Source organism: Corallococcus praedator (assembly GCF_003612125.1).
Lineage (GTDB): Bacteria > Myxococcota > Myxococcia > Myxococcales > Myxococcaceae > Corallococcus > Corallococcus praedator.
On sequence record NZ_RAWI01000033.1, the window covers coordinates 1 to 20,619 of the forward strand.

Sequence of the window (20,619 nt, forward strand, 5' to 3'; positions counted from 1 at the left end):
GGGCAGGGCAGGGAAGTCTTTGCCCTACGGGTGGGGCCCCGCTCGATTGCAAGGACTGCCTCGACCCCTTTCATGTTCCGCCACGTCGCGCTTGGATGAGCACAGCGGCTGTTCCCACCCACCGCACAGCAGCTCACCGCGAAGGCCGGCTGAGCAGCGCACGCGGTTCGGGCCGGGCGTCAGTGGCCTGGGGGGATGACCTCGTGCTCCCGGCACAGCAGCTGGCTGTCCTCGCGTGACAGCGGCTCCTGCGTCAGGCCGCAGCGGAAGCGCCCCGGGCCTTCTCGCTGGAAAAGCTTGCAGGTGCCGCATGCGCCGAAGCTGCGCTGGGCATTCGCGGCCTGCAGGGAGCGCAACAGCCCGGTGAGCGCCTCTTCGAGCGCCGCGCCCTCGCCGGGCAGCTCCGTGAGGGCCCGCTTGAAGAGCTCGGGTGGCAGGGCCTGGGTCAGCACCGCGCGGCCCGCCTCCGTCAACAGCAGGTGGATGACGCGCCGATCCTCCGTATCGGCCTGCTTGCGCAACAGTCCCTTTTCCTCCAGCAGCAGGAGCGTCTGCGACACGGTGCCCTTGGTGAGACCCAGGTACTCCGTCAGCGCCGCGGGCGTGTTGCTGTAGCGGTTGCACGACTGCAGGTAGCGCAGCGCCTGCAGGTGCACCGGCTGCAGCCCATGTGGCAGCCCCGCCGCCCGCTCCTCCGTGCGGAGCAGGTTCCCGAGTCGCTCGAGCAACGCATAGAGGCGGTCGCCGGCCATGGGCATGAAGGTATCGTGTCGATACTGAGTTGACAAGCGGAGTCGGCGGGCGCATTTAGTATCGAGTCGATACCAGTCGATCGGCCGCGCACCCCGCTGTCCCCAGGAGCACCCCATGACGACGCCCACCATCGCCCCCGTTGGCCCCGCGAATACGCCTGCCGCCTCCGAGCCCACGCTCGCCGCCCTGAAGGCGAAGTTCGGAACCGTTCCGAAGATGTTCTCCACCTTCGCCCACTCCCCCGCGGCGCTCGACGCCGTGGCGGGCTACTTCAACGCCATGGGCGGCGCGAAGCTGTCGCCGCGCACGCAGGAGGCCATCGCCATCGCGGTGGCGGAGCTGAACCGCTGCACCTACTGCCTCTCCGCGCACACGGCGCTGGCGAAGGGGCACGGGGTGAAAGCGGATGAGCTGAGTGGCTTTCGCACCGGCCGTTCGGCGGACCCCCGCGAGCAGGCCATCCTGGACCTCGCCGTCGCCATCGCCCGCACGCGGGCGGCGGACGTGGGCCCGCAGCTCGCACAGGCACGCAAGGCGGGGCTGAGTGACGCGGAGCTGGTGGAGGTGGTGGCGGCGGTCGCGCAGAACGTGCTCACCAACTACCTCAACGTGGTGGCCGGCACCGAGGTCGACTTCCCCCGCGTCGCCTGAGCCTCCGCCCGGGGGGCGCCGGCGGGGTCGCGGCGCCCCTGGGGGCTTCAGTCACGCAGGGCGCGACTTCCAGCCGCCCTGTGCTGGTGTTGGCTCAAGGCTATAGCGCCAATACCCACCGCACCGCGCCGAGCACCGCCGAGTCCGCCTCCGCCACGTCGCGCCTGGATGCGCACAGCGGTTGTTCCCGCCCGCCGCACAGCAGGTGTCCGTTCGTCTTCTCCTCCACGGCCCATTGCGGAAGCGAACCCACCAGCCCCGCCACGCCCCACGGCGAAGCGCGCGAAGCCCCGTCGTCCCGCATCGAGTTCCCCCAGGGGAACAGCCGGCCATCCGGACCGCGCGCCGCCATCTCCCACGCCTCACCGGAAGGCAATCGCAGCTCCACGCCCTCAATCCGGGACAGCGCCGCGCAGACCTGTTCCGCTTGAGCCCACGTGCAAGGTGCGGCTTCCTCCGCATCCGCGCTCGCCGTCCCCATGGGTCCCTGTGCCGCCGCCAGTGTCCACGCCGCGGCCGCGCGACTCACCGGAACCCGCGCCACGAAGAACCCCGGCGACCGGGCCCGCCGCAACGTCGCGCCCGTCCCCAGCCAGTGCTCCACCGCCGGCACCCATCGTGCCTCCAGCCCGGAGCGCCGCAGCCGATACGTGCCCTCATGCGCCACCAATGCTTCGGGCAGGACATGCGGCGCACTGCCCAGGTCCACGGGCGTCGTGAGCGCATGCAGCAGCAGCGTGGGATCATCCAGCACCTCCGCCGGCCCTGACAGCGCGCGCAGCAGCGGCGCCATCCGTTCCCGCTTCGGTGAACCCTCCGGTGGCAGCGGCCGTCCTGCCAGCACCCCCGCCACCAGGTCCCGCAGGCCCGAGTAGAACAGCCGGTCCCGGGGATCCGCGCCCTCCCGCGTGGACGTGGGCATCTTCGCCGCGAGCAGCGCCGGAATCACCGCACGGGCCTGGAGCCGCGCCGCGGTCATCACCGCCGTCACCCGCACCTCCGCGTCCGCATCCACCAGCGCGGAGTTCAACACCGCGTCGATGTGCGGATTGGATCGCGGATGGTCCTGGATGAGCCAGCGCAGCACCTGCCGCCGCTGCTCCTCCCCCGGCAGGTGCGCGAACAGGACGGAGCGCTCCGGATGCGCCCGCTTCTCCGCCTCCAGCACCTGGAACGCTTCTGGCACCCCCGCTGGAACAAGCTGCGCATGCACGCGCTCGGCGGTGCGCGAAACGCTCTCCTCCGGATGGAAGCGCAGCGCCGCCACCCGCTCCAGCGACGAACGCTCGCGCAGCTCCCCGGTGGCGAGCAATCCCAGCAACACGTCCTTCGTCTCCCGCGACGCCAGCAACGCCGCGAGCGCCGGGGCGTCCAGCACCGGCACCTGCCGCCGCACCGCGTTCCAGCCTTCCACCGCGTCCCGCCCGTGGAGCTGGAGCACCCGCAGCCTCACCACCGGGTTGAACGAGTACTGAAGCTCCGTGCCCTTCGCGCGATGCACATACACCGCCAGCTCCGGTTCTCCGGGGATGAGCGGCGGTGTCTGGCTTTCGGACTGGAGGAACCAGCCCAGCCCCTCCAGCACGCGGTCCAGCGCCTCGAAGGTGAAGTCCGGCCGGGCGACCAGGGTAGGGGAGGGCATCACGCGGGCTTCACGCGTGAGTGCACGGCCTCCAGGACCTCCGCGACCGGCCGGTGCTCGAACCCGACGTGGAAGGAGCGAGCCGCCCAGAGCAGGTCCTTCCAGTCGAGCGTGTCCGCGGCCCGCTTCATGGGGAAGACCTCCGCGAACGTCTCCCACGCCGGGCGGACCTCCTCGGCCCGTGCCTGTCGCCGCTGTGCCGTCGCGAGGTAGCGGACGAAGCCCTGAACGTTGAACCCGAAGGTCTGTCCCGGCGTGAAGCTCTCGGGCAGCTTTCCCCCACCGACGAACCGGGCCGCGAGCTCCGGCAGCCCCTGGGCGAGCGACACCAGGCCACAGCGGTACGCCAGCACCTCGTGCAGCGTCCGGCGCGCCTTCATCAGCGCCTCCAGCCAGGACTCCACGGGCGCGCGGGCGAGGAGCCCGTCCACCTGCCCTGCACACTCCATCGCGTTCACGAACGACAGCACGTTGACGACCTGCTCGGGCCGCAGGTCGTCGAAGTCCTCCGCGACCTGCTGGAGCGCGGGGCCGGCCAGTCGCGCCAGCGGCTCCGCCAGCGCCCGGCCTTCGGTGGGGCCGCACAGCACGAGCATCCGGCTGAGCGTGTTGCTCAGGGGGCCTGCTTCCCGCACGGGGGCATTCGCGTTCGCCAACACGGAGGGCGTCAGCAGCTTGATCGTCTCCTTCGCGTCCGCGCCTTCGCGGCCCCCGGAGCCGAAGAGTGCGCTCCAGGTGCTGGGGTTGTCGTTCGGCTGGCCCGCCATGCGTCCTCCTTCGCCCGTCATCCCTGTTGCTTGCGTCGCTCGAAGATCGCGAGGTGCCGCTTCCGTCGCGCGCGGTACTCCTCTTTGACGTGCTCCGAGGCCTGTCGCAACCGCTCCGGCAGCGCGCCGCTCTCCACCTGGGCCTGGAGTTTGGGCAGGAAGCGCGACACGGCCTGGACGCTCGGGTTCTTGCGCCGCTTGAGCCGCTCCTCGTTGTCCCGGGCCCACTCCGCGCAGTCCAACCCTTGCGCCAGCTCCACCAGCGCGTCGATGTCCTGCTCGGTCAGCGTGAACTCCTCCAGGTAGTCCTCCGCCGTTCCGTAGGCCTTCTTCTCCTCCGGAAACTCCGCCGCGGTGAGCACCAGCCCCTTGGCCACGCCCTCGTCCAGCGGGGCAATGGTCTTCAGGGGCGTGTCGCAGAACGGGCACTTGTCCGGGTCCGGAAGCGTGAGCGTCTCACGCCGGGTCACCACCAGCTTCTGGTGCACGGTGAACTTCGAGCCGCACACGTAGCAGGTGACTGTTCTCGATGGTTGACCACGCATGGCGAGTCGTCCTCATGGGGGCCAGCGCCCCGGGAGCAGGTCGATGAGGCGCCGACCAAAGGTCTCCGCGTCCGCTTCAATCGGCTGCGAATAATAGCGCGCGCCCGCCTGGAAGTACGCGCCTCCGGAGCCCGGGAGGTTTCCGGCCCACGCCCCCGCGAGCGGGTGCGAGGAGCGCCCGAGCGACAACTGGTACGCCTGATACGCCTGATAGTAGTGCCGGCTCTCGTGGACGATGGTGCCAACGGCGTCGCCCACCGACAGCCCGGTCGCGATGACCAGCCGGCCCCGCTTCCGGTAGGGCCTCAGCCGCCCACTCCTGAGGCGCCGGAAGTTCCAGCTCATGTAGCCATAGTCCCCGCGCAGGTTCTTGAAGAGGATGTCCGGCCGCCTCGACTTGGGGATGCCCAACGCGTCCAGGGTGATCTCCGCCGCTTCCCGCAGCGCCTGTTCCCTTTCCAACGGGCGCAGCGAGCTGAACTTCCTCGGATCGAGTTCGGGAATCTGCTTGAGCCGGTCGCGGATCTCACGCAGCTGCACGCGCTCGAACTCCATGAACTTTCGCGCCGACCACTGCTGGGACAGGCTGATGTCGAAGCCGCCCCAGCCCAGCACCCCGACTCCCGGGACGACGGTCCGCACCCGGTGCACGTCCCCCAGGCCCGTCGCGGCGTTCGCCACGTCGCTCCCCGTCGGCGGCATGACGACGGGCGGTGGGCGCTCGAAGCGCGCGTCGATGCGCGTGATGGCGCCCGCGGTCGCAGTGGGATCCAAGCCCCGCACCAGGCGGGGCCGGGGCCCCGGGTCGATGCCATGCTTCGAGAACATCCCCGTCCCCGGGGTGGTTCCGTCCAGGGCGTCCTCCACGGCCTGGAGCGCCTTCTCCACCTCCGGGACACGTCCTGACTTGAAGGACGCCTTCAGGTCGCGCTTGAGCTGTTTGACGAGCGTCCGGTCCTCGATCCCCGGTGGAAGTTTCTGGGCGAGGAGATCCAGCTTGCGCCACGCGTTCGCGACGCGGTCGATGCGGGCGGCCAGGGACTTGCCAGGCATCTTCGTCCTGGGACCGATGCGCAGCTCAATCTGCACCCGCCACTGGTCAATGGCATCCTTGAGCTTCGCGACGTGCGTCGGGCCCAACTGGTGGAGACGGGTCCAGTTCTCGTTGTCGAGCGCCTCGCGCAACAGCTCCATGTTGCTCAGCAGGTTCTCTCCGACCGAGGTGAACTTGCGGAACTTGGGGTCCTGCTTGCCTCCCTTGACCTCCACGATGTGGATGTCGGCGCGGGTCGGGTTGACGCCGTCATCGAATTGGAACAACAGCTCGTCGAAGCCGCTGCCTTGCTCTCCCTTGGGTTTGAAGGTGACGCGCTGGAACTCCTTGCCCGGCCCCAGCCGGTCTCCCAGGATCTCCTCCGTCATCCGGCGCGAAGCGCCCTTCTCCAGCTCGCCTCCTTCCTTGTTGACGAACCCGCCGCGCTTCTCCCAGCGTGGGCTCTTGCGCGCGGAGAGGATCTCCTCGAACAGCTCCTTCTGCCCCTGCGCGTTGGTCTTCTCGACCAGTCGGTAGTAGCGCTTTTCTGAAACCCGCCGCTTGCGGTCGAACTTCAGCTCCTCCCACGCGGGGCCGACTTGTTCCAGGGACTCCCCGGCTCCCACCGGCGTGGTGGTGCGTTTGAGTTGCTCCTTCGAAAGCGGCGTGCGCTCCAGCGTCTGGATGTTCGGGTCGTCCACCTCCGGGCGCTTGAGGGAGTACGCGCCCACGTCCTGGTTCGGGTGCACCTGGGAGGTCTGGGGCCATGTTTCTGGCTTCACCTCCGGCGCCTTGGCCTCGGGCAGCTCGGGAGCCTGGGGCGGGACGGGGGGCTCCTTCTTGCTGAACAGCCGCGGCGGTTCGTTCAGGTACTGGGGCTTCGTGCGCGTACCCTGTCCGAACTCCGCGAGCTCCGACGGGGTGAAGGCGTCCACCTCTCCCAGCCGCTTGCGCAGGTTTCCGAGCGACCGTTCCCCCCGCTCGATGCGGCGCGCCGCCTCGCCCGGCTCCATGGACACGCCGCGCTTCGCCTCCAGCGAGGCGAGCAGCGACTCCTGCGCGTCGATCTCCAGCAGCAGCTTCTTGCGGTACAGCTCGAACTGCTTTTCGACGGGCAGCCGGTCCCAGTGCCGCAGCGCCGTTTCGTCCAGCGCTTGGACCAGTTCGCGCGTCGCCTTGTCGTGGCGCTGGAGCAGGTGCAGGCCCTCTTCGCCCAACGCCGCCAGGTCCGCGCCCGCCTTGAAGACGATGGTCGGCTTGCCCCGGCGGAACATCGTGACGGCCTCGGCGGACTTGCTGCCGGTGAGCGCCTCGAAGTCCTCCTTGGAGAGCATCTCGATGGGCGTGTTCGCGAACGCCTTGCGCTGCGCGGGCGGCACGTGCTCCAGCAGCTCCTTGCGCATCGTGCGCTGGAGCTGCTTCTTGTCGAAGTCGCCGGACATCTGCTTGAGCAGGCCGTCGTCGAACTCGCGCAGGAACTCCTTCATCCCCCCCGCTGGGTTCTCCACCTTCCACTTCTTGAACAGCGTCAGGCGCTCCTTCGGCGTGCCCCGGAAGGCGAGCAGATCGTGGGTGCGCGGCGGGGGCGCCCGGGGCTTGGAGATGCCCCCCAGCGCGCCCAGCCCTCCGGAGATGAGGGCGCCCGGCGCCGCCTGCATCGCGGTGCCCGCGAGCACGTTGAGCAGCGCGTTGCCGCCCTTGTAGTTCTCATCGTTGAGGACGTTGCCCAGGAACGCGGAGGGCACCGACTGCACCAGCCCCTCGGCGCCCTGCGCCAGGCCGTGCGCCGTCATGCGCGCCATCACTCCGCCTTCGCCGGCCATGCGCGCCAGGAACCCCATCTTGAGCAGCCTGGAGCCCATGCCCGCCGTCGCCACGGAGGTGAGGACGTCCACGGCGCCCACGCCCGCGTCGGTGGCCGCCTCCTCCCAGCCGTAGGCGGAGCCCTTCAGCGCCGCCTTCGCGAGCATCGTCACGGCGACGGTGGCCAGCGCCGTGCCCACCAGCACCGTGGAGCTGGCCATGAACGAGCCGAACGCCGCCCAGAACCCCACGCCCGCCGGTGGGGCGAAGATGCTCAAGAGCACGCCGATGACGACCGCGATCGCCATCACCGCCGCCGTGGCGATGGTCACGACGAAGTCGGTGACGGTGTCCACGTGCTCGCGGTGCATCGTCACCGCTTCGTCGGAGAGCTCCGCCTGGTGGTCGATGCGGACGGCCTTCTTCTCCCAGTCGTCCTGCCACTTGCGCAGCGTGTCCGCGTTGTAGTCCTTGTCCCCCGGCTTCGGCCGCCGCGACTCGTGCAGCTCCAGCGCCGCCACCTCGGCGTCGAGCGTGGCCGTCTGGTCGCGCAAAATCTTGAGCGCCGAGCGCGAGAAGATGTTGGACGAATCCAACTCGAAGCCTTCCCGGCGCTTCGCCCGGGCCAGCTTCTCCCGGGGCGTGACGGCCTCGCCGTAGTCCACCACGTCGAGGATGTCGAAGGCCTCGCGCCCGCTCAGCTCCGACTCGATGCGTGCGCGGAAGCGCTCGAACGGGGTGCGCGTGTCGCCGGCGTCGGGCGGGTTGTTCTTCGCCCATTGCTCCGCGATGGCGTTGATCTCCTCGCGGCTCTTGCCCGCGAGCACCTCCTTGAGGGCGTCCTCGTCGGTGCCGACGCCCTGGACCGCGAACTGCACGACCTCCGCGTCCGTGAGGTAGCCCTTGGCGAGCAGCGCGTCGACCGCGTCCCGGTCCGCGCCGGACGTGTCGAAGCGGACGGCCTGCTCGAACGTCATCTGGCCGGAGCCGGCGGTCACGTAGCTGGCGTCGTATTCCGCCGCCAGCGCCTTCATGTTCGCCTGGGCGTGCTCCTGAGCATGGGCCCTCGCCGCGAGGTCGACGTTCTTGCGCTCCTTCGCGAGGCGCGCCTGCAGCTTCTCCGGGCTCCACTTCTCCAGGAACTCCAGCTCGCTGATGAGTCCCTTCTTGCGGTCCGCGTCCGTGAGCGGGCCCTCGCTCGCGGGTTTGACCTTCGCCTCGTCCAGCCCGCGCTCGATGTCGATCCGCTCCTGGATGTCCAGGTAGCCGTCGCGGCGCTCATCGGCGATCTGCCGGCGGCCCTCCGCGGACATCGCGGTGCGGATGATCGTGTCGTCCGCGTAGAAGAAGCTGGTGTGCTCGATGTGGATGCGCGCGGCATCGACCTGCAGGCCCTTGTCGTCCCGCAGGCCCTCGATGAGCTTGAGCTCGTCGCCGCCCATCTCGTCGCGGTACGCGGCGCTGAGCGCGCTCTCGCCCGAGGCGCGCCCGGTCCAGTCCTTGCCGTACTGGCGCTCGTAGGCCGCGTCGATGTCCTTGTTGCGCTTGAGCAGCTCCGCCTTCAGCGTCTTGGAGTCCCAGCCGTACTGCTGCGCGTCGGCCTCCGTCTCCTTGCGGACGCGGTCGTAGACCGCCTCGATGCCCGCGCGGTCCGTGCCCAGGCCGAAGAACCACGAGCCGCGCATGGCGCGGTCCAGCTCGATGGCGCGCGCGTCCTCGGTGCGGCCCTCCACCAGGGCGTGCATCTCGTCGGCGTCGTGGGTCTTGAGCGAGCCGCTGCGCAGCTCGTCGTCCAACTGGGTGATGAGGTCGAGGCCGTACTTCTCCTTGTAGGCCTTCTTGATGGCGTCGACCTGCTCGGGCGTCTTGCCGCGCAGCAGGGTGAGGATCGCGGCTTCGTCCGTGCCCAGGCCGGTGCCCAGGAACGTGCCGTGCATCGCGTCGTCCAGCTCGACGGCGGCGGCCTTGGCGGCGTTGCCGGAGAGCAGGGCCTCCGCCTTGTCCCAGTCGTGCGTGCTGGTGCTGAAGAAGTCGTCCAGCTCGCTCTTCAGGCGCTCGCGCAGGTTCTCCCCGCCGTTGCGGGACGCGTAGAGCAGCTCGACGTAGTGGCCCTGGATGGGGGTGAGGTTGGCGAGCGCATCGAAGATCTTCTTCTCTTCGGTGCCCCACGTGTGGTTGACGCCCTGTTCCACCTTCCCGACGATGTTGAGGGCGTCGCTGCTGAACTGCGGCTTCTGCGCCTCCACCACCGTGCGGACGCGGTCCAGGTCGGTGGCGGCGAGGATCTCCTTCTCCAGCGCCTCCATGAGTGGCTTGCGCCGCTGGCCGGCGATGCGCACCGCCAGCCCCTCCGCGAGCGCCTGGACGGCGTCCTTGCCGCCCTTGCCGTAGTAGGTGACGAGGATGGCCTTCTGCTCCTCGCTCAGGTCCTGGCGCTTCTTGAGGGCTTCGGCGTCCAGCTCCTCGCCCTGGCGCAGGCGCACCTCCGCGAGGAACAGCATGTTCTTGTCGAGCGACGTCTTGTTCTCGGCGGAGACCGCGGCCTCCCACGCCTTGCTCTCGTCGTGGGCGGAGTCGAGCCAGTCGATGATCCAGCCGAGCAGCCGGTCCCAGAACCCGCGCTCGTAGCCGATCTGCTTCGCGTGCCAGTCGCGGATGACCTCCTTGGCCTCCTTGCCGGCCCGGCGCAGCTCGTCCTGGTAGCGCTCCACGCTCTGGTCGATGTCGCGTTTGGCCTTGCTGACGACGGCGCCAATCTCCTTGCGACGGTCGTCGAGCCACTTCTTCGTCGGGCGGTACAGCTCCGTGGCGGCCTTGAGCTTCGCCGGATCCTCACCGGCGTCCTTCTTGAGCTGCCATTCGTCCTGGAGGGCGGCGAGCTCGTACGCGCGCATCTGGTCGCTCGCGGCCTTGACGAAGGCTTCCTTGAAGCGCTTGCCGTTCTGGTCGTACCGGACGACCCAGCTGTCCACCTTGGTGTCGACGGCGGCGAGCAGCGCGTCGCGCTTGCGGCGGGCCTCGGTCAGGTCGACGCCGCCCTTGATGGCGGCGGCCTTGGCCTCCGCCTGGGCATCCAGCGAGGCGCGCACGCGGGCGAGCGAATCGTTGAATGTCTTTCCGCTCTCCTCCAGGCTCTGCTTCGCCTCCTCGTGGGCCTTGCTGAGCGTGGCGGTGGTGGCCTCGTGGGAATCGACGAGCGTCTTGCGGCGGGCCTCGACCTTGGCGTCCAGGTCCTCCTTCTTGATCTGCGCGGCGTCGGCGATGCGCTGGAGTTCGGCGGCGAAGAGGGGACGCTCCGCGGCGATGAGGCCCACACCCCAGGACGTGTCCAGCCCACCGGGGACATACGCCTCGCGGGCCTTCTGGACGGAGGCGTCGGCGTACCGGTCCGGGGCGGCGAGCAGACGCGCCAGCACGTCGCCAATGTCCACGCGGGCGAAGTCGGGGACGTTGATGGGCGCGGGCGCCGCCTCTTCGATGACGGTGACGCCCTTCGCGGGTTCCTTGGGGGCGACCTTCGCCTTCTTCTGCTTTTCGGCCGCGTCGGTGATCTTCTTCTCGAGGAGCGTCCAGTCCTTGAGCTTCTCCGGGTCGGTGGGCTTGGGGCCGCCGGGCTTGTAGACGAGGTCCCCCAGCGGGCCCTTGATGAGCAGGTGCCCTCCGTCGTCGCGGATGAGCTGCGCGCCAATCTCCGGCACGTGGCCCAGCGGACTCTTCTGAAGGTCGGGGAGCGTGGCTTCGCGGACCTCCAGCTTGCGGTCGCATTTCGCGTCGACGAGGGAGGAGGCCTTGCCGGTGGGATCATCCGGGATGGCCGGCAGGTCCTTCGGCTGCTTCGCCGGGGTGATGGCCTTCTTGCCTTCGTCCTCAAGCTGCTTGAGCCGCGCGGCGCGGACCGCGTTCGGGTCCACCGCGGCCTGTTGGACCTTGAAGGTATAGCGGGGCGCCGGAGGCAGTTGGGGTTGGGGGACCTTCTCGGTGGTGCTGGCGATGCGGCCCTTCCATGCCGCCAGGGCGCCCTCGTCCGCGCTGGGGCCCGGCCCCGGCGCGGGACTGACCGTCGCGGGCGCCTCCGCGATGGGCTCGGGAGGAGGCGCCGGGAGCACGGCGGGCGTCGTGGCTTCGGCGGGGAGGACGCCGCTGGTATCCGGCGCGGTCTGGAGGCCCTTCTGGACGCCCTGGACGCCCTGGGCGTGGGCCTCGGCCAGCTGCTTCGTCGCCGCCACCGCCGCGGGGACTTCCGCGGAGACGGCGGGAGGCGTCTCGGCGGTGCGGCCAGTGTCGGCGGTGGCGTCGGGTTGGGGGAGGGGCGGCTTCGTGGCGGGCGTGGGTCCCTTCGTGCCCGGTGCGGCCGGGCGGATCGTGATGCGCACGTCGCCCCGTCCCGACAGCACACTCAAGACGGTGTCGAGCCTGGCGACCTCGCCCATGCTCCCGGGCTCGGGCCCTGCTTCGAGGGGCGTGGGGGGCGGCTCGGGAGTGGTCTCCTCTCCGCCCACGCCCGGCGTATCGACGGTGGTGTCCGTGTCCGAAGCGGCAGCCGGTGACGTGCTGCCGCCCAGGCCCGCGGCGTCCGTGCCACCGGGCGTCGCACCCCTCGCGGAGACGTCGGCACCGGCCCCCGTCACGGCGGTCGCGCCATCGAGCGTCGCACCGCTCGCGGAGACGTCGGCACGGGCCCGGGCTTCGGCGAGCCACGCGGCGGTGTCCGCGAGTTCTTCCGCGGAGCCAGGAGGTAGCACGGCGGTGCGGGCCGCCGCGCGCCGTCGCGCCTCTTCCTCCTGCGCAGCGACGGTGGGGGCCTGGGCCGCACCGTCCGCCTCCGCGAGCCCGGTGTGCGGCTGGGGCGCGAGTCCGGCGATGCCCGCCTCGGCATCCAGGGCGCCCGGCTCGGACAGCAGGCCCACTTCGGGAGGATGCGCGGGGCACGGGTCGAAGAGGTGGGAGCGGGGCCCGCTCAGCGTCCGCCACGCCGGATCATTCACCCGGCGCCCCAGGTCGCGCGCCGTGTCGCGCAGCACCTGACCGGAGACACCGGGGCCCGTGCCCTTCAGCGAGGCGAGGCGGGACGCCAGCTCCCGGGCGGGGTTGGAGGACGCGGGCCCCCGGGGAACGACGCCCGGCTTGCGGGGGAGCGGGGACGAAGGGGTGCGTCCGGAAGTCTTCCGGGTCGCGGCCTTGATGGACGCCCTCGTACCCTGTTCACGGATGCGCACGGTCCCCCCGCACCATCAGTGAAGAAAACGCTAGGTCATCTCCACGTCCAGCACCAGGGAGGCCCGGATGGGATGTCCGTGACTGCTCCAAAAGCGATGGAGGAGGTCGAAGTCGTAGCTCTCCTGCACGCGGGGGGTGAGCTTGCGACCATCCAGCTCATGGGGAAGTCCGCGCGTGAGCAGTCCATGCAGGACGCCCAGCAGCTCGTGTTCCTCCTCGGCGCGGTTGGACCAGGCGGAGACGATGAGGCCCAGGCGCAGGGCCCCGTTCTGCGTGACGGCCAGCCGGTAGAGCGCGAGCGAGACCGCGGGCCGCTTTCCCGCCAGGGCCTCCCGGGTGGGAGAGCCGTGCAGGATGTGGATCTCCTTGAGGAAGTGTTGGCGAAGCTGCGTGTCCAGTGCCTCCTGGAACACCTCCGCCACGCGGCGCAGGCGCGTGCCCGCGTCGCCGGGGCTCTCCGCCTCCGGGCGCCGTGACAGCCGGCCCAGCTCATACAGCTCCAGCGCGACGGCGCGCTCCAGGTGGTCCTGGCACAGCGGGGCCCCGGCCTGCTCCGCGAGGAAGATGCCCTTGAGGGCGGCGTTGCGGATGTCCCCGCCCGCCAGCCGGTGCCGCTGGGCGAGCCCCGCGAGGTCGAGCGCTCCCTCGCGCGGCACCCCTTGGGGAAGCATCAACTCCCAGATGCGGCGGCGCTCGTCGACCTCGGGGAAGGGGAACTCGATGCGCGCGTGGAAGCGGCGCAGGAAGGCTTCGTCGATGGCCGTTTGCAGGTTGGTGGCCAGGATGATGAGGCCGTCGTGTCGCTCGATGCGCTGGAGCAGGAAGCCCACCTCCAGGTTGGCGAACCGGTCATTGGCGTTGCTGACCTCGGTGCGGGCGGAGAAGAGTGAATCCGCCTCGTCGAAGAACAGCACGGCGCCCGAGCGCTCTCCGTGGGTGAGGACCTCGTCGATGTTCTTCTCCGTCTCGCCCACGTACTTGCTGACGAGCCGGGACAGGTCCACGACGTAGAGCGGCCGGCCCACGGCGTGCGCGATGACCTCCGCGGCCAACGTCTTGCCCGTGCCGGAGCGGCCGGAGAACAGCGCCACGGGCCCGGTGTGGAGCCGGAAGCGGCGCAGGAGCCCGCGCTCCTCGGCGACGCGGTCGCGCTGGGCCACGTAGAACAGCAGCCGCTCCAGGGCCTCGCGGGTGGTGTCCCGGACCACGAGGTCCGCGAACGTCCGGGACGTCTCCAGCCGGTAGCCATGGCGCAGCGGCACCTGGACCCGCCGGGACGCGGCGGCACGAAGCGCCTCCGCATCCCCCCCGGGGGCCGCGTCGAAAGCGGCACGAACCTCCTGCCGTCCCCCCCGGAAGCTGGAAGCCAGACGTCCGGCGTCGGCCTCGTCCAATGACAGACCCCGCGCCAGGGCCTCCTCGCGCCACAGGGCCCGCCGCTGGGTGAAGCCCAGGGCGGGCGCTTCATGGTGGGGAACGGCGACGGGCTGGGCGGAATCACACATCACCAGCGCCCGGCCCCCGAAGCGTGAACACAGCCCTGAGAGGGTTTCCGTGACGGACAGCGCGAGACTCCGCTCACACCCGGCCAGGTCCACGGCCAGCACGACCCCACGCACGCAGGCCATGCGCCACAGGGCCCGAGCTGCCCCGGTGGACTCCAGGGCACCGGCCCAGCGGGCGACGACCAGGGAGGTGCCCGCGTGGGACGCGAAGTCCAGCGCCACGCCCAGGCGTTCCCCTTCGCCATGCACCACGGCGAAGGAACCGGCGCCACGCGGATCCGGTGGTTGAACGGGCTCCGTGTCGTGCCACTCCAGGGGCATGTCGCCCAGGACGGAGGGCCGGGGCAATTCCAGCAGCGCTTCGAGCACCTCCGGCGCCAGGTCCACGGGGCGGAGCAGGGGAGGAAAGGCGCCCAGGCCCGTCTGCAACAGCCCCCCGCCGACGAGCAGGCCGCTCTCGGTCAGCGACGTGTGCAGCCGCTGCGCGCGGGCGGGCGTGCGACCCAGGACGGTGAAGAGCAACCGCTCCACGTTCCATCCCTGGGCGGTGTCGTCCTGGAGCACGGCGAACAGGCGCGGGTAGCGCGGCTCCAGGTGCGCCGCGAGCAGGACGAGCAGCGCCTCCTCCTCCACGGCCTCCAGCCGCAGCGACGCCCGCAGCCGAGCGAAGGGCAGGGGAGGTGAGGCCGCCAACAGCGGCGTCTCTGGGAGCGCCGTGCTGAAGGCAAGCTCGGCGGAGGGCGTCCGCACGGTGGCGCGAACCGCGTCCCAGCCCCCTTCCGCCTCACCCCGGAGCTTCGAGGCACGTGCTTCCTCCAGGTCACAGACCTGGACCAGCAGCGCATCCAGACGCGTGAGCGTCTCCCCCCACGATGATCCCATCGGGCGCCTCCAACCCGCGAGCATACGGCGGGCCGCCCTGCCACCCCATTGGTATTCCTCCAATGGATTGGAGGAACTGCTGACCCGGTGGCGGTGCAGGTGGTAGAGACCAGCACATGAGTCAGAGCGGTCCTGAAGGGGTGTCGGCCCTGGACTTCCGGGAGGCGATGTCCCGGTGGGCGAGCGGGGTGGCGGTGGTGTCGGTCCGTGACGCGGAGGGTGTCGCGGCCACGACAGTCAGCTCCTTCAGCTCGCTGTCGCTGAGCCCGCCGCTGGTGGTGCTGGCCCTCCAACAGACGTCCCGGACCCTGAAGCGCGTGGAGGCCGCCGGCCGCTTCAGCGTGAGCGTCCTGTCCACCGCCCAACGGGAGATTTCGGTCCGCTGCGCGAAGGGAGACGCGGAGGGGCTGGCGTTCGACGAGCGGGCCTTCGTGCAGGACAGCCTGGCAGGCCTGGGCTGCGATGTGTTGGATGTGCACCGTTACGGCGATCACCTGTTGCTGGTGGGACGCGTGGTGGGCATCCAGCGGGGTGTGGAAGGGGATCCGCTGGTCTACTGGAACCGGGGTTATCGCGCGGTGACGGCGCATCCGGATCCGGAGCCGACGCGGAAGTAGCAGACGAACAGCAGCACATTCACCACATACCGAAAGGACGTACCCGATGCCGTTCACGTTGCCCGAGCTTCCGTACAAGAAGGACGCGCTGGCCCCTCACATCAGCGCGGAGACGCTGGAGTACCACCACGGCAAGCATCACAACGCGTATGTGACGAACCTGAACAAGCTCATCGACGGCAAGCCGGAGGCGAGCAAGTCGCTCATCGACATCATCCTGAGCAGCGACGGGGGCGTGTTCAACAACTCCGCCCAGGTGTGGAACCACACCTTCTACTGGCACTGCATGGCGCCCAACGGTGGCGGCGAGCCCCGGGGCGAGCTGGCGGACGCGATCAACGGCGCCTTCGGCACCTTCGCGAAGTTCAAGGAGGAGTTCGCCAACGCCGCCACGACGCAGTTCGGCTCCGGCTGGGCGTGGCTGGTGCAGGAGAAGGACGGCAAGCTGGGCATCGCGAAGACGGGCAACGCGGACCTGCCGATGAAGCACGGCCAGAAGGCGCTGCTCACCATCGACGTCTGGGAGCACGCCTACTACATCGACTACCGGAACCTGCGCCCCAAGTACATCGAGACGTTCCTCACGAGCCTGGTGAACTGGGACTTCGTGACCCAGAACCTCAAGGGCACGGAAATCTTCAAGGGCGACCGCTAGCTCAACCGTTGAAGAGAACCGCGCGGCCCGGTCGGCACGGTCCGGTGTGGCGCGGTTCTCCGCGGAAGGAGCAACCTGTCGGGTGGTCGAAATCCTGGAGGGCTCCTGTAGTGTCCGTTAATGAGCAAGCGGGAGAGCGTCAACAACAGCGCGAAGTTCCTGATGGATGGCGAAGAATTCTTCGCCACCTTCGTCAAGTGTCTGGACGAGGTGAAGCGCAGCGTCACCGACGGGGCGGATGTCCTGTCGAAGCCGGAGGACACGTCGAACGTCCCCGAGTCCGTGCCCGCGAACACCTACGTCCGGCTGGCCTACTGGGCGATGGAGCTGGGCGTCCCCCTGCGCAAGGACAAGCCCTCGCAAACACTCGAGGTGGAGCTGAAGGCGCTGGCGGACCTGGGCGTCCACGTGGAGATCATCCTGTGGGATCCGGACGTCGTGTCGGGGAACTACACTGGCGAAGGGAACTTCGCGGCGAAGGTGGCCCACGGGAACCAGTTGGTGGCGAAGGTCCTGCACGGCTACAAGGACAAGATCCTTGTCTATCTGGAGAGCCATCCGGCCCGGCTGAAGGGCGTGGGCCTGGGGTTGCACCAGAAGATGTCCCTCTTCTCCGTGCGGGGGCGGCTCAAGGCGCTGGTGGGTGGCTTCAACATGGAGGCGGAGTACTGGGACACGCCCTTTCACACCGGGAAGCATCCCATCACGCCTTCCGACAAAGTCCACACCCTCCACGACACCGCGCTGCTGGTGAAGGGGCCCGTGACGTTGGATGTCGAGGCGGAGTGGCTGCGCCGCTGGGACCGACAGGTCTCGTCCGACTCGTTCATGATCTGGAACGGGCCACCGCGCTACAAGGTCCGGGGTGCCATCAAGGGGCTCCTGAAGGACCAGCCCCAGACCGGCGATCTGGCGATCTCCGTGCTGACAACGGGTGTTTCCGCCTTCAGCACCGAACACAGCATCCGGGATGAAATCAAGGCGCTGCTCAAGGGCGCTACCTCGTATGTCTATGCGGAGAACTACCAGTTCTTCGAACCGGAAATCGTCTCGGAGATCTGCCGGAAGCTGAAGACGCAGAAGCAGTTCCACGTCTGTGTGGTGATTCCGGATCAGGCCTGCGACCCGGCACAGGCGAACACCCAGTTGTCACGCATCGCGTACACGCGGATGTTGGTGGCGAGCTTCAAGGACAAACAGGGGACCAAGGGGAAGCTTGATGACGCCCTGCGCGGCCTGCGGATCAACGATGTCCTCGAGCCGGTGAACCACGAGAACGGCGTGTATTACAAGGTCCTCGGCGCGAAGACGCCGAAGAGCTGGATGGAAGGCGCGAAACTCCAGAAGCGTCCCGCCCCGGTGGAGGGCCAGAAGACCGCGAGCAAGCCGCTGGAGGTGGCCCTGGAGTTGATTGAAGGTGTGGACCTGGTGGACGGCGAGACGCCCCGTGTCCAGTTCTACTGCCCCGTGCGGTTCCCGGCGGACAGCGACCAATATGGTGACAGCATCAAGATCTATGTCCATTCCAAGCTGATGCTCATCGACTCGCGCCACGTCATCGTGGGCAGCGCGAACTTTGGCCATCGCAGCATGGAGTATGACGGGGAGATGAGCCTTCACGTCCAGAGCGATGCCTTCGCGATCGAGGTGAAACGGAAGCTCTTTCCGCACTACAACGTGCACTCCCAGAAGGAAGTGCCCGCGGCGCTTCGTGACGACGCCCATGGCCAGTACAACCAGGTGCGGCTGATTCCCCGGAGTCCGGGGGACCTCAAGGTGGATAAGGAGAAGCTGCCGCCCTACCCGCTGGACTACAGCTGGTTCTGACCAGGGGCTGTCACCGCTCCCGCTCCAGGAGGAACAGCCGGGAGAGCGCCTCGCTGTAGCTGTACGTGTGGGCGCTGCCGTCCTCGGAGAGGGCCAGCGTCATGATGGAGACGAGTCCCGGAGGCGTTCCCCGGGCCGGCACGGTCAGGTGCGGCACGCTTGCGCCCGTGCGCACGTCGACCCGTGAAACCTGGACGGGCAGCGAGACGCTCCGCAGATAGAGGGCGTCACCGTTGACGTGCCAGCCGACCACCGACTGTCCGGCGAACGTGCCGGGCACGGTGCTGACAGTTTCACCCGTGTCGGAGAACACGCGGAGGCTTCCGGTGGTCGCATCGACCGCCGCGAGGCGCTTGCCATCGGAAGCGATGGTCGCTTCGAAGCCCATGCCTTCCCCGGTCATGGCCCGGGGCGCACCCGCACCTGGTTCAAATACCCACAGCCGGGCAGGCCTGCCAGCCTCGCTGCCGCGAAGGAGCAATCGCTTTCCATCCGGGAACCAGCGCGCGCCCAGCACCACGGCGACGGGAGCGAGGTCGAGCGTGCGGGACTCTCCCGCGCCCGTGGGCAAGAGGACGAACCCGGTCCGCTCCCCATACTTCGCCGTCAGCACCCACTTCCCATCTGGAGAGAGCGCCATGGGCAGGCCGTCTCCCAGCCGGATGGGAGGCGCGCCGTCGGTGGTCCGCAGGTAGGCGCCATAGGTCGGTCCCTCGACCTGCCCACCTTCCGCGAAGAGCACCGTCCGACCGTCGCGCGACAGGTCCGTCATGAACGAGGAGTCCGACCACGTCAGGTCCCGCTCTTCCCCCGCACGACCGAAGGCGAGGCCGGTCCGGATGACCGGATGGTCGACGAGCACCAAGCCATTGCTCGCGATGTCGTGAAGCACCATCCGCCCGGCGATCCGATCCACGAGCCGCGTCTTCCCACCCAGGTCCACGGCGAACAGCGCGGAGTCGGCATCCGTGCGCGAGGCGGTGAACCACACCTCGGAACCGTCCGGTGCCCACGCCAGCCCCCGGATGCTTCCCCACTCACCGGAGAGCTGCCGGGGGGCTCCCTCCTTCTCCAGCACCCACACCCCGCCACGGTCATCCTTGGGATGTTCATGGAACAGGAAGGCGATCCGCGCACCGTCGGGAGACACCCGGGCGTTGCTGATCCACCCCTGGGATTCGAACCGCACCGTCCCCGGAGGCTGTTCCAGGCGGAACTTCTCCCCGACCCGCCGCACCACCATGAGCGGCCCGTCCCTGCGTCCCCAGTCTGCCTCCAGCACCCCATCGAGCACGGCGCGAGGAGCGCCCCCCGACAGCGGCATCAACCCGAGCGTCCCACTGCCATGGTCGGCGTCGAAGAACCGGGGTTCGAGCAACACCGCCAGCTCGCCCTGGGGCGAGGCGGCGAGCACGTCGGCGGGGTGTCCCAGGGCCTGCGACAGGGGCCGCTCGGTGCGTGCGCTGTAGAGCTCCGCGCGTCCGCCCTCCCACGCCGCGCCGTAGAACAACGTGTGCCCATCCGCGGAGAACCGCGCGTTGAGCACATGTCCCCGGCGGAAGGTGACCGGGCGGTAGTTCAAATCCACCACCTCCCGCACCGGAGCGGGTGTCTCCCACGCGCGGCTGAAAGCAAACACGCCCCCGAGCGCGCCCAGCAGCAGCGCGACCCCCGCGACCGGGAGCAGGGCAGGGCGCGCAAGCGGAGCCCGATGCTTGGGTGCGCGCGCGGCGATGGACTCCAACGCGAACGCCAGGTCCTGCGCGGACTGGAACCGGTCCCCCGGCGACTTCGCCAGACACCGTGCGATGACCGTCCCCAGCTCGCCCGGCAGCGTCGGCGGATCATCGCGGAGCGCGGCGCTCATCCGCTCCACCGGACTGTCACCGCCGAAGGGGAGCTGTCCGCTCACGGCCTCATGGAGCACCGCGCCCAGCGCGAAGATGTCCGCGCGCGCGTCCACGGGCTGTGCGCGAATCTGTTCCGGCGCCATGTAGCCGGCGGTGCCCATCACCGCGCCGCTCTGGGTCAACGCGGCGTCCTGGAGGTTTTCGGTGAGTCGCGCGAGCCCGAAGTCGAGGATCCGGCCGTTGCCATCCGGACCGATGAAGAGGTTCGCCGGCTTGAGGTCGCGATGGATGATTCCGCGAGCGTGCGCGGCCGCGAGCCCGCGCGAGTACTGGATGCCCAGCCGCAGGACGTGCTCCCGCTGCAGTGGGCCCCGTAGCAATCGCTCTCGCAGCGTGACGCCCTCCAGCCACTCGGTGACCAGATAGGGCAGGCCCTCATGGGTCCCCACGTCGAACAGCGTGAGCAGGTGCGGGTGGGACAGGGCTCCCGCCGCGCGTGCCTCCTGGTGGAAGCGGGCCAGTCGCTCGGGGTCCTGGACGAACCGCGCCGGAAGCACCTTGAGCGCCACGTCGCGCCCGAGCCGTCCATCATGCGCCCGGTACACGTCGCCCATCGCGCCGCTGGCGGCGTGTCCGACGACCGTGTACGGGCCCACCTGTTCGCCATCGCTGAACGGACGCGGTGGCGCTGGCTCCACGGGCTGAAGCCGGCCCTCCGCGTGCCAGGTCCTGGCGACCGCGGCCAGCAGCTCGCCACAGGCGTCGCACCGGGAGACGTGGGCCTCGATGAGGGCGCGCTGCGGGGGCTGGAGCCGTCCCTCCACGAAGGCGAGAATCGTTTCCTCGGTGGGGCATCCCGTCATGGTCGGGCC

Annotated in this window: 11 protein-coding genes; 4 read left to right on the forward strand and 7 right to left on the reverse strand. The window is 69.5% G+C overall.

The genetic code is table 11. The features are described 5' to 3' along the window. Nucleotides 1–179: 179 nt before the first annotated feature. The gene (locus D7Y13_RS06745; protein WP_208734453.1) at nt 180–758 is read right to left on the reverse strand and encodes a MarR family winged helix-turn-helix transcriptional regulator; all 579 of its coding nucleotides are present in this window, start codon (nt 756–758) and stop codon (nt 180–182) included. A gap of 109 nt (nt 759–867) precedes the next feature. On the opposite strand from D7Y13_RS06745, the gene D7Y13_RS06750 reads away from it, so the two are divergent. Beyond that, entirely contained in the window at nt 868–1,404 is a 537-nt protein-coding gene (locus D7Y13_RS06750) for a carboxymuconolactone decarboxylase family protein (RefSeq protein ID WP_120582115.1), read from the forward strand. A 100-nt stretch (nt 1,405–1,504) separates the two neighbouring features. Here the strand turns inward: D7Y13_RS06750 and D7Y13_RS06755 are convergent, their stop codons facing one another. From D7Y13_RS06755 to D7Y13_RS06775, 5 genes are read right to left on the reverse strand one after another with little or no spacing between them, the layout of a single operon-like run. Continuing rightward, nucleotides 1,505–3,046: a formylglycine-generating enzyme family protein gene (locus tag D7Y13_RS06755; RefSeq protein WP_120582116.1), complete on the reverse strand. Its 1,542-nt coding sequence runs from the start codon at nt 3,044–3,046 to the stop codon at nt 1,505–1,507. Beyond that, nucleotides 3,046–3,813 carry a hypothetical protein gene (locus D7Y13_RS06760; RefSeq protein WP_120531785.1) on the reverse strand — a complete coding sequence of 256 codons (768 nt, stop codon included), beginning with the start codon at nt 3,811–3,813 and terminating at the stop codon, nt 3,046–3,048. Before D7Y13_RS06760 ends, D7Y13_RS06755 begins: the two co-directional genes overlap by 1 nt. A 17-nt stretch (nt 3,814–3,830) precedes the next feature. Continuing rightward, on the reverse strand, nt 3,831–4,358 hold the full coding sequence (locus D7Y13_RS06765; protein ID WP_147444150.1) for a hypothetical protein: 528 nt from the start codon (nt 4,356–4,358) through the stop codon (nt 3,831–3,833). A 12-nt stretch (nt 4,359–4,370) separates the two neighbouring features. Then, on the reverse strand, nt 4,371–12,410 hold the full coding sequence (locus D7Y13_RS06770; protein WP_120582117.1) for a hypothetical protein: 8,040 nt from the start codon (nt 12,408–12,410) through the stop codon (nt 4,371–4,373). 30 nt (nt 12,411–12,440) lie between these two features. Beyond that, complete coding sequence (locus D7Y13_RS06775; protein WP_120582118.1) at nt 12,441–14,798, reverse strand: AAA family ATPase; 2,358 nt, start codon at nt 14,796–14,798, stop codon at nt 12,441–12,443. A 116-nt stretch (nt 14,799–14,914) separates the two neighbouring features. On the opposite strand from D7Y13_RS06775, the gene D7Y13_RS06780 reads away from it, so the two are divergent. The 3 genes from D7Y13_RS06780 (at nt 14,915) to D7Y13_RS06790 (ending at nt 17,897) form a co-directional block, all read left to right on the forward strand. Further along, nucleotides 14,915–15,415: a flavin reductase family protein gene (locus tag D7Y13_RS06780; protein WP_120582119.1), complete on the forward strand. Its 501-nt coding sequence runs from the start codon at nt 14,915–14,917 to the stop codon at nt 15,413–15,415. 46 nt (nt 15,416–15,461) lie between these two features. Further along, entirely contained in the window at nt 15,462–16,070 is a 609-nt protein-coding gene (locus tag D7Y13_RS06785) for a superoxide dismutase (RefSeq protein WP_120582120.1), read from the forward strand. Between the two features lie 120 nt (nt 16,071–16,190). Further along, nucleotides 16,191–17,897, forward strand: a complete 1,707-nt coding sequence (locus D7Y13_RS06790) for a phospholipase D-like domain-containing protein (RefSeq protein WP_120582121.1) — start codon at nt 16,191–16,193, stop codon at nt 17,895–17,897. A 10-nt stretch (nt 17,898–17,907) separates the two neighbouring features. Here the strand turns inward: D7Y13_RS06790 and D7Y13_RS06795 are convergent, their stop codons facing one another. Continuing rightward, the gene (locus tag D7Y13_RS06795; protein ID WP_120582122.1) at nt 17,908–20,610 is read right to left on the reverse strand and encodes a protein kinase domain-containing protein; all 2,703 of its coding nucleotides are present in this window, start codon (nt 20,608–20,610) and stop codon (nt 17,908–17,910) included. Nucleotides 20,611–20,619 lie beyond the last annotated feature (9 nt).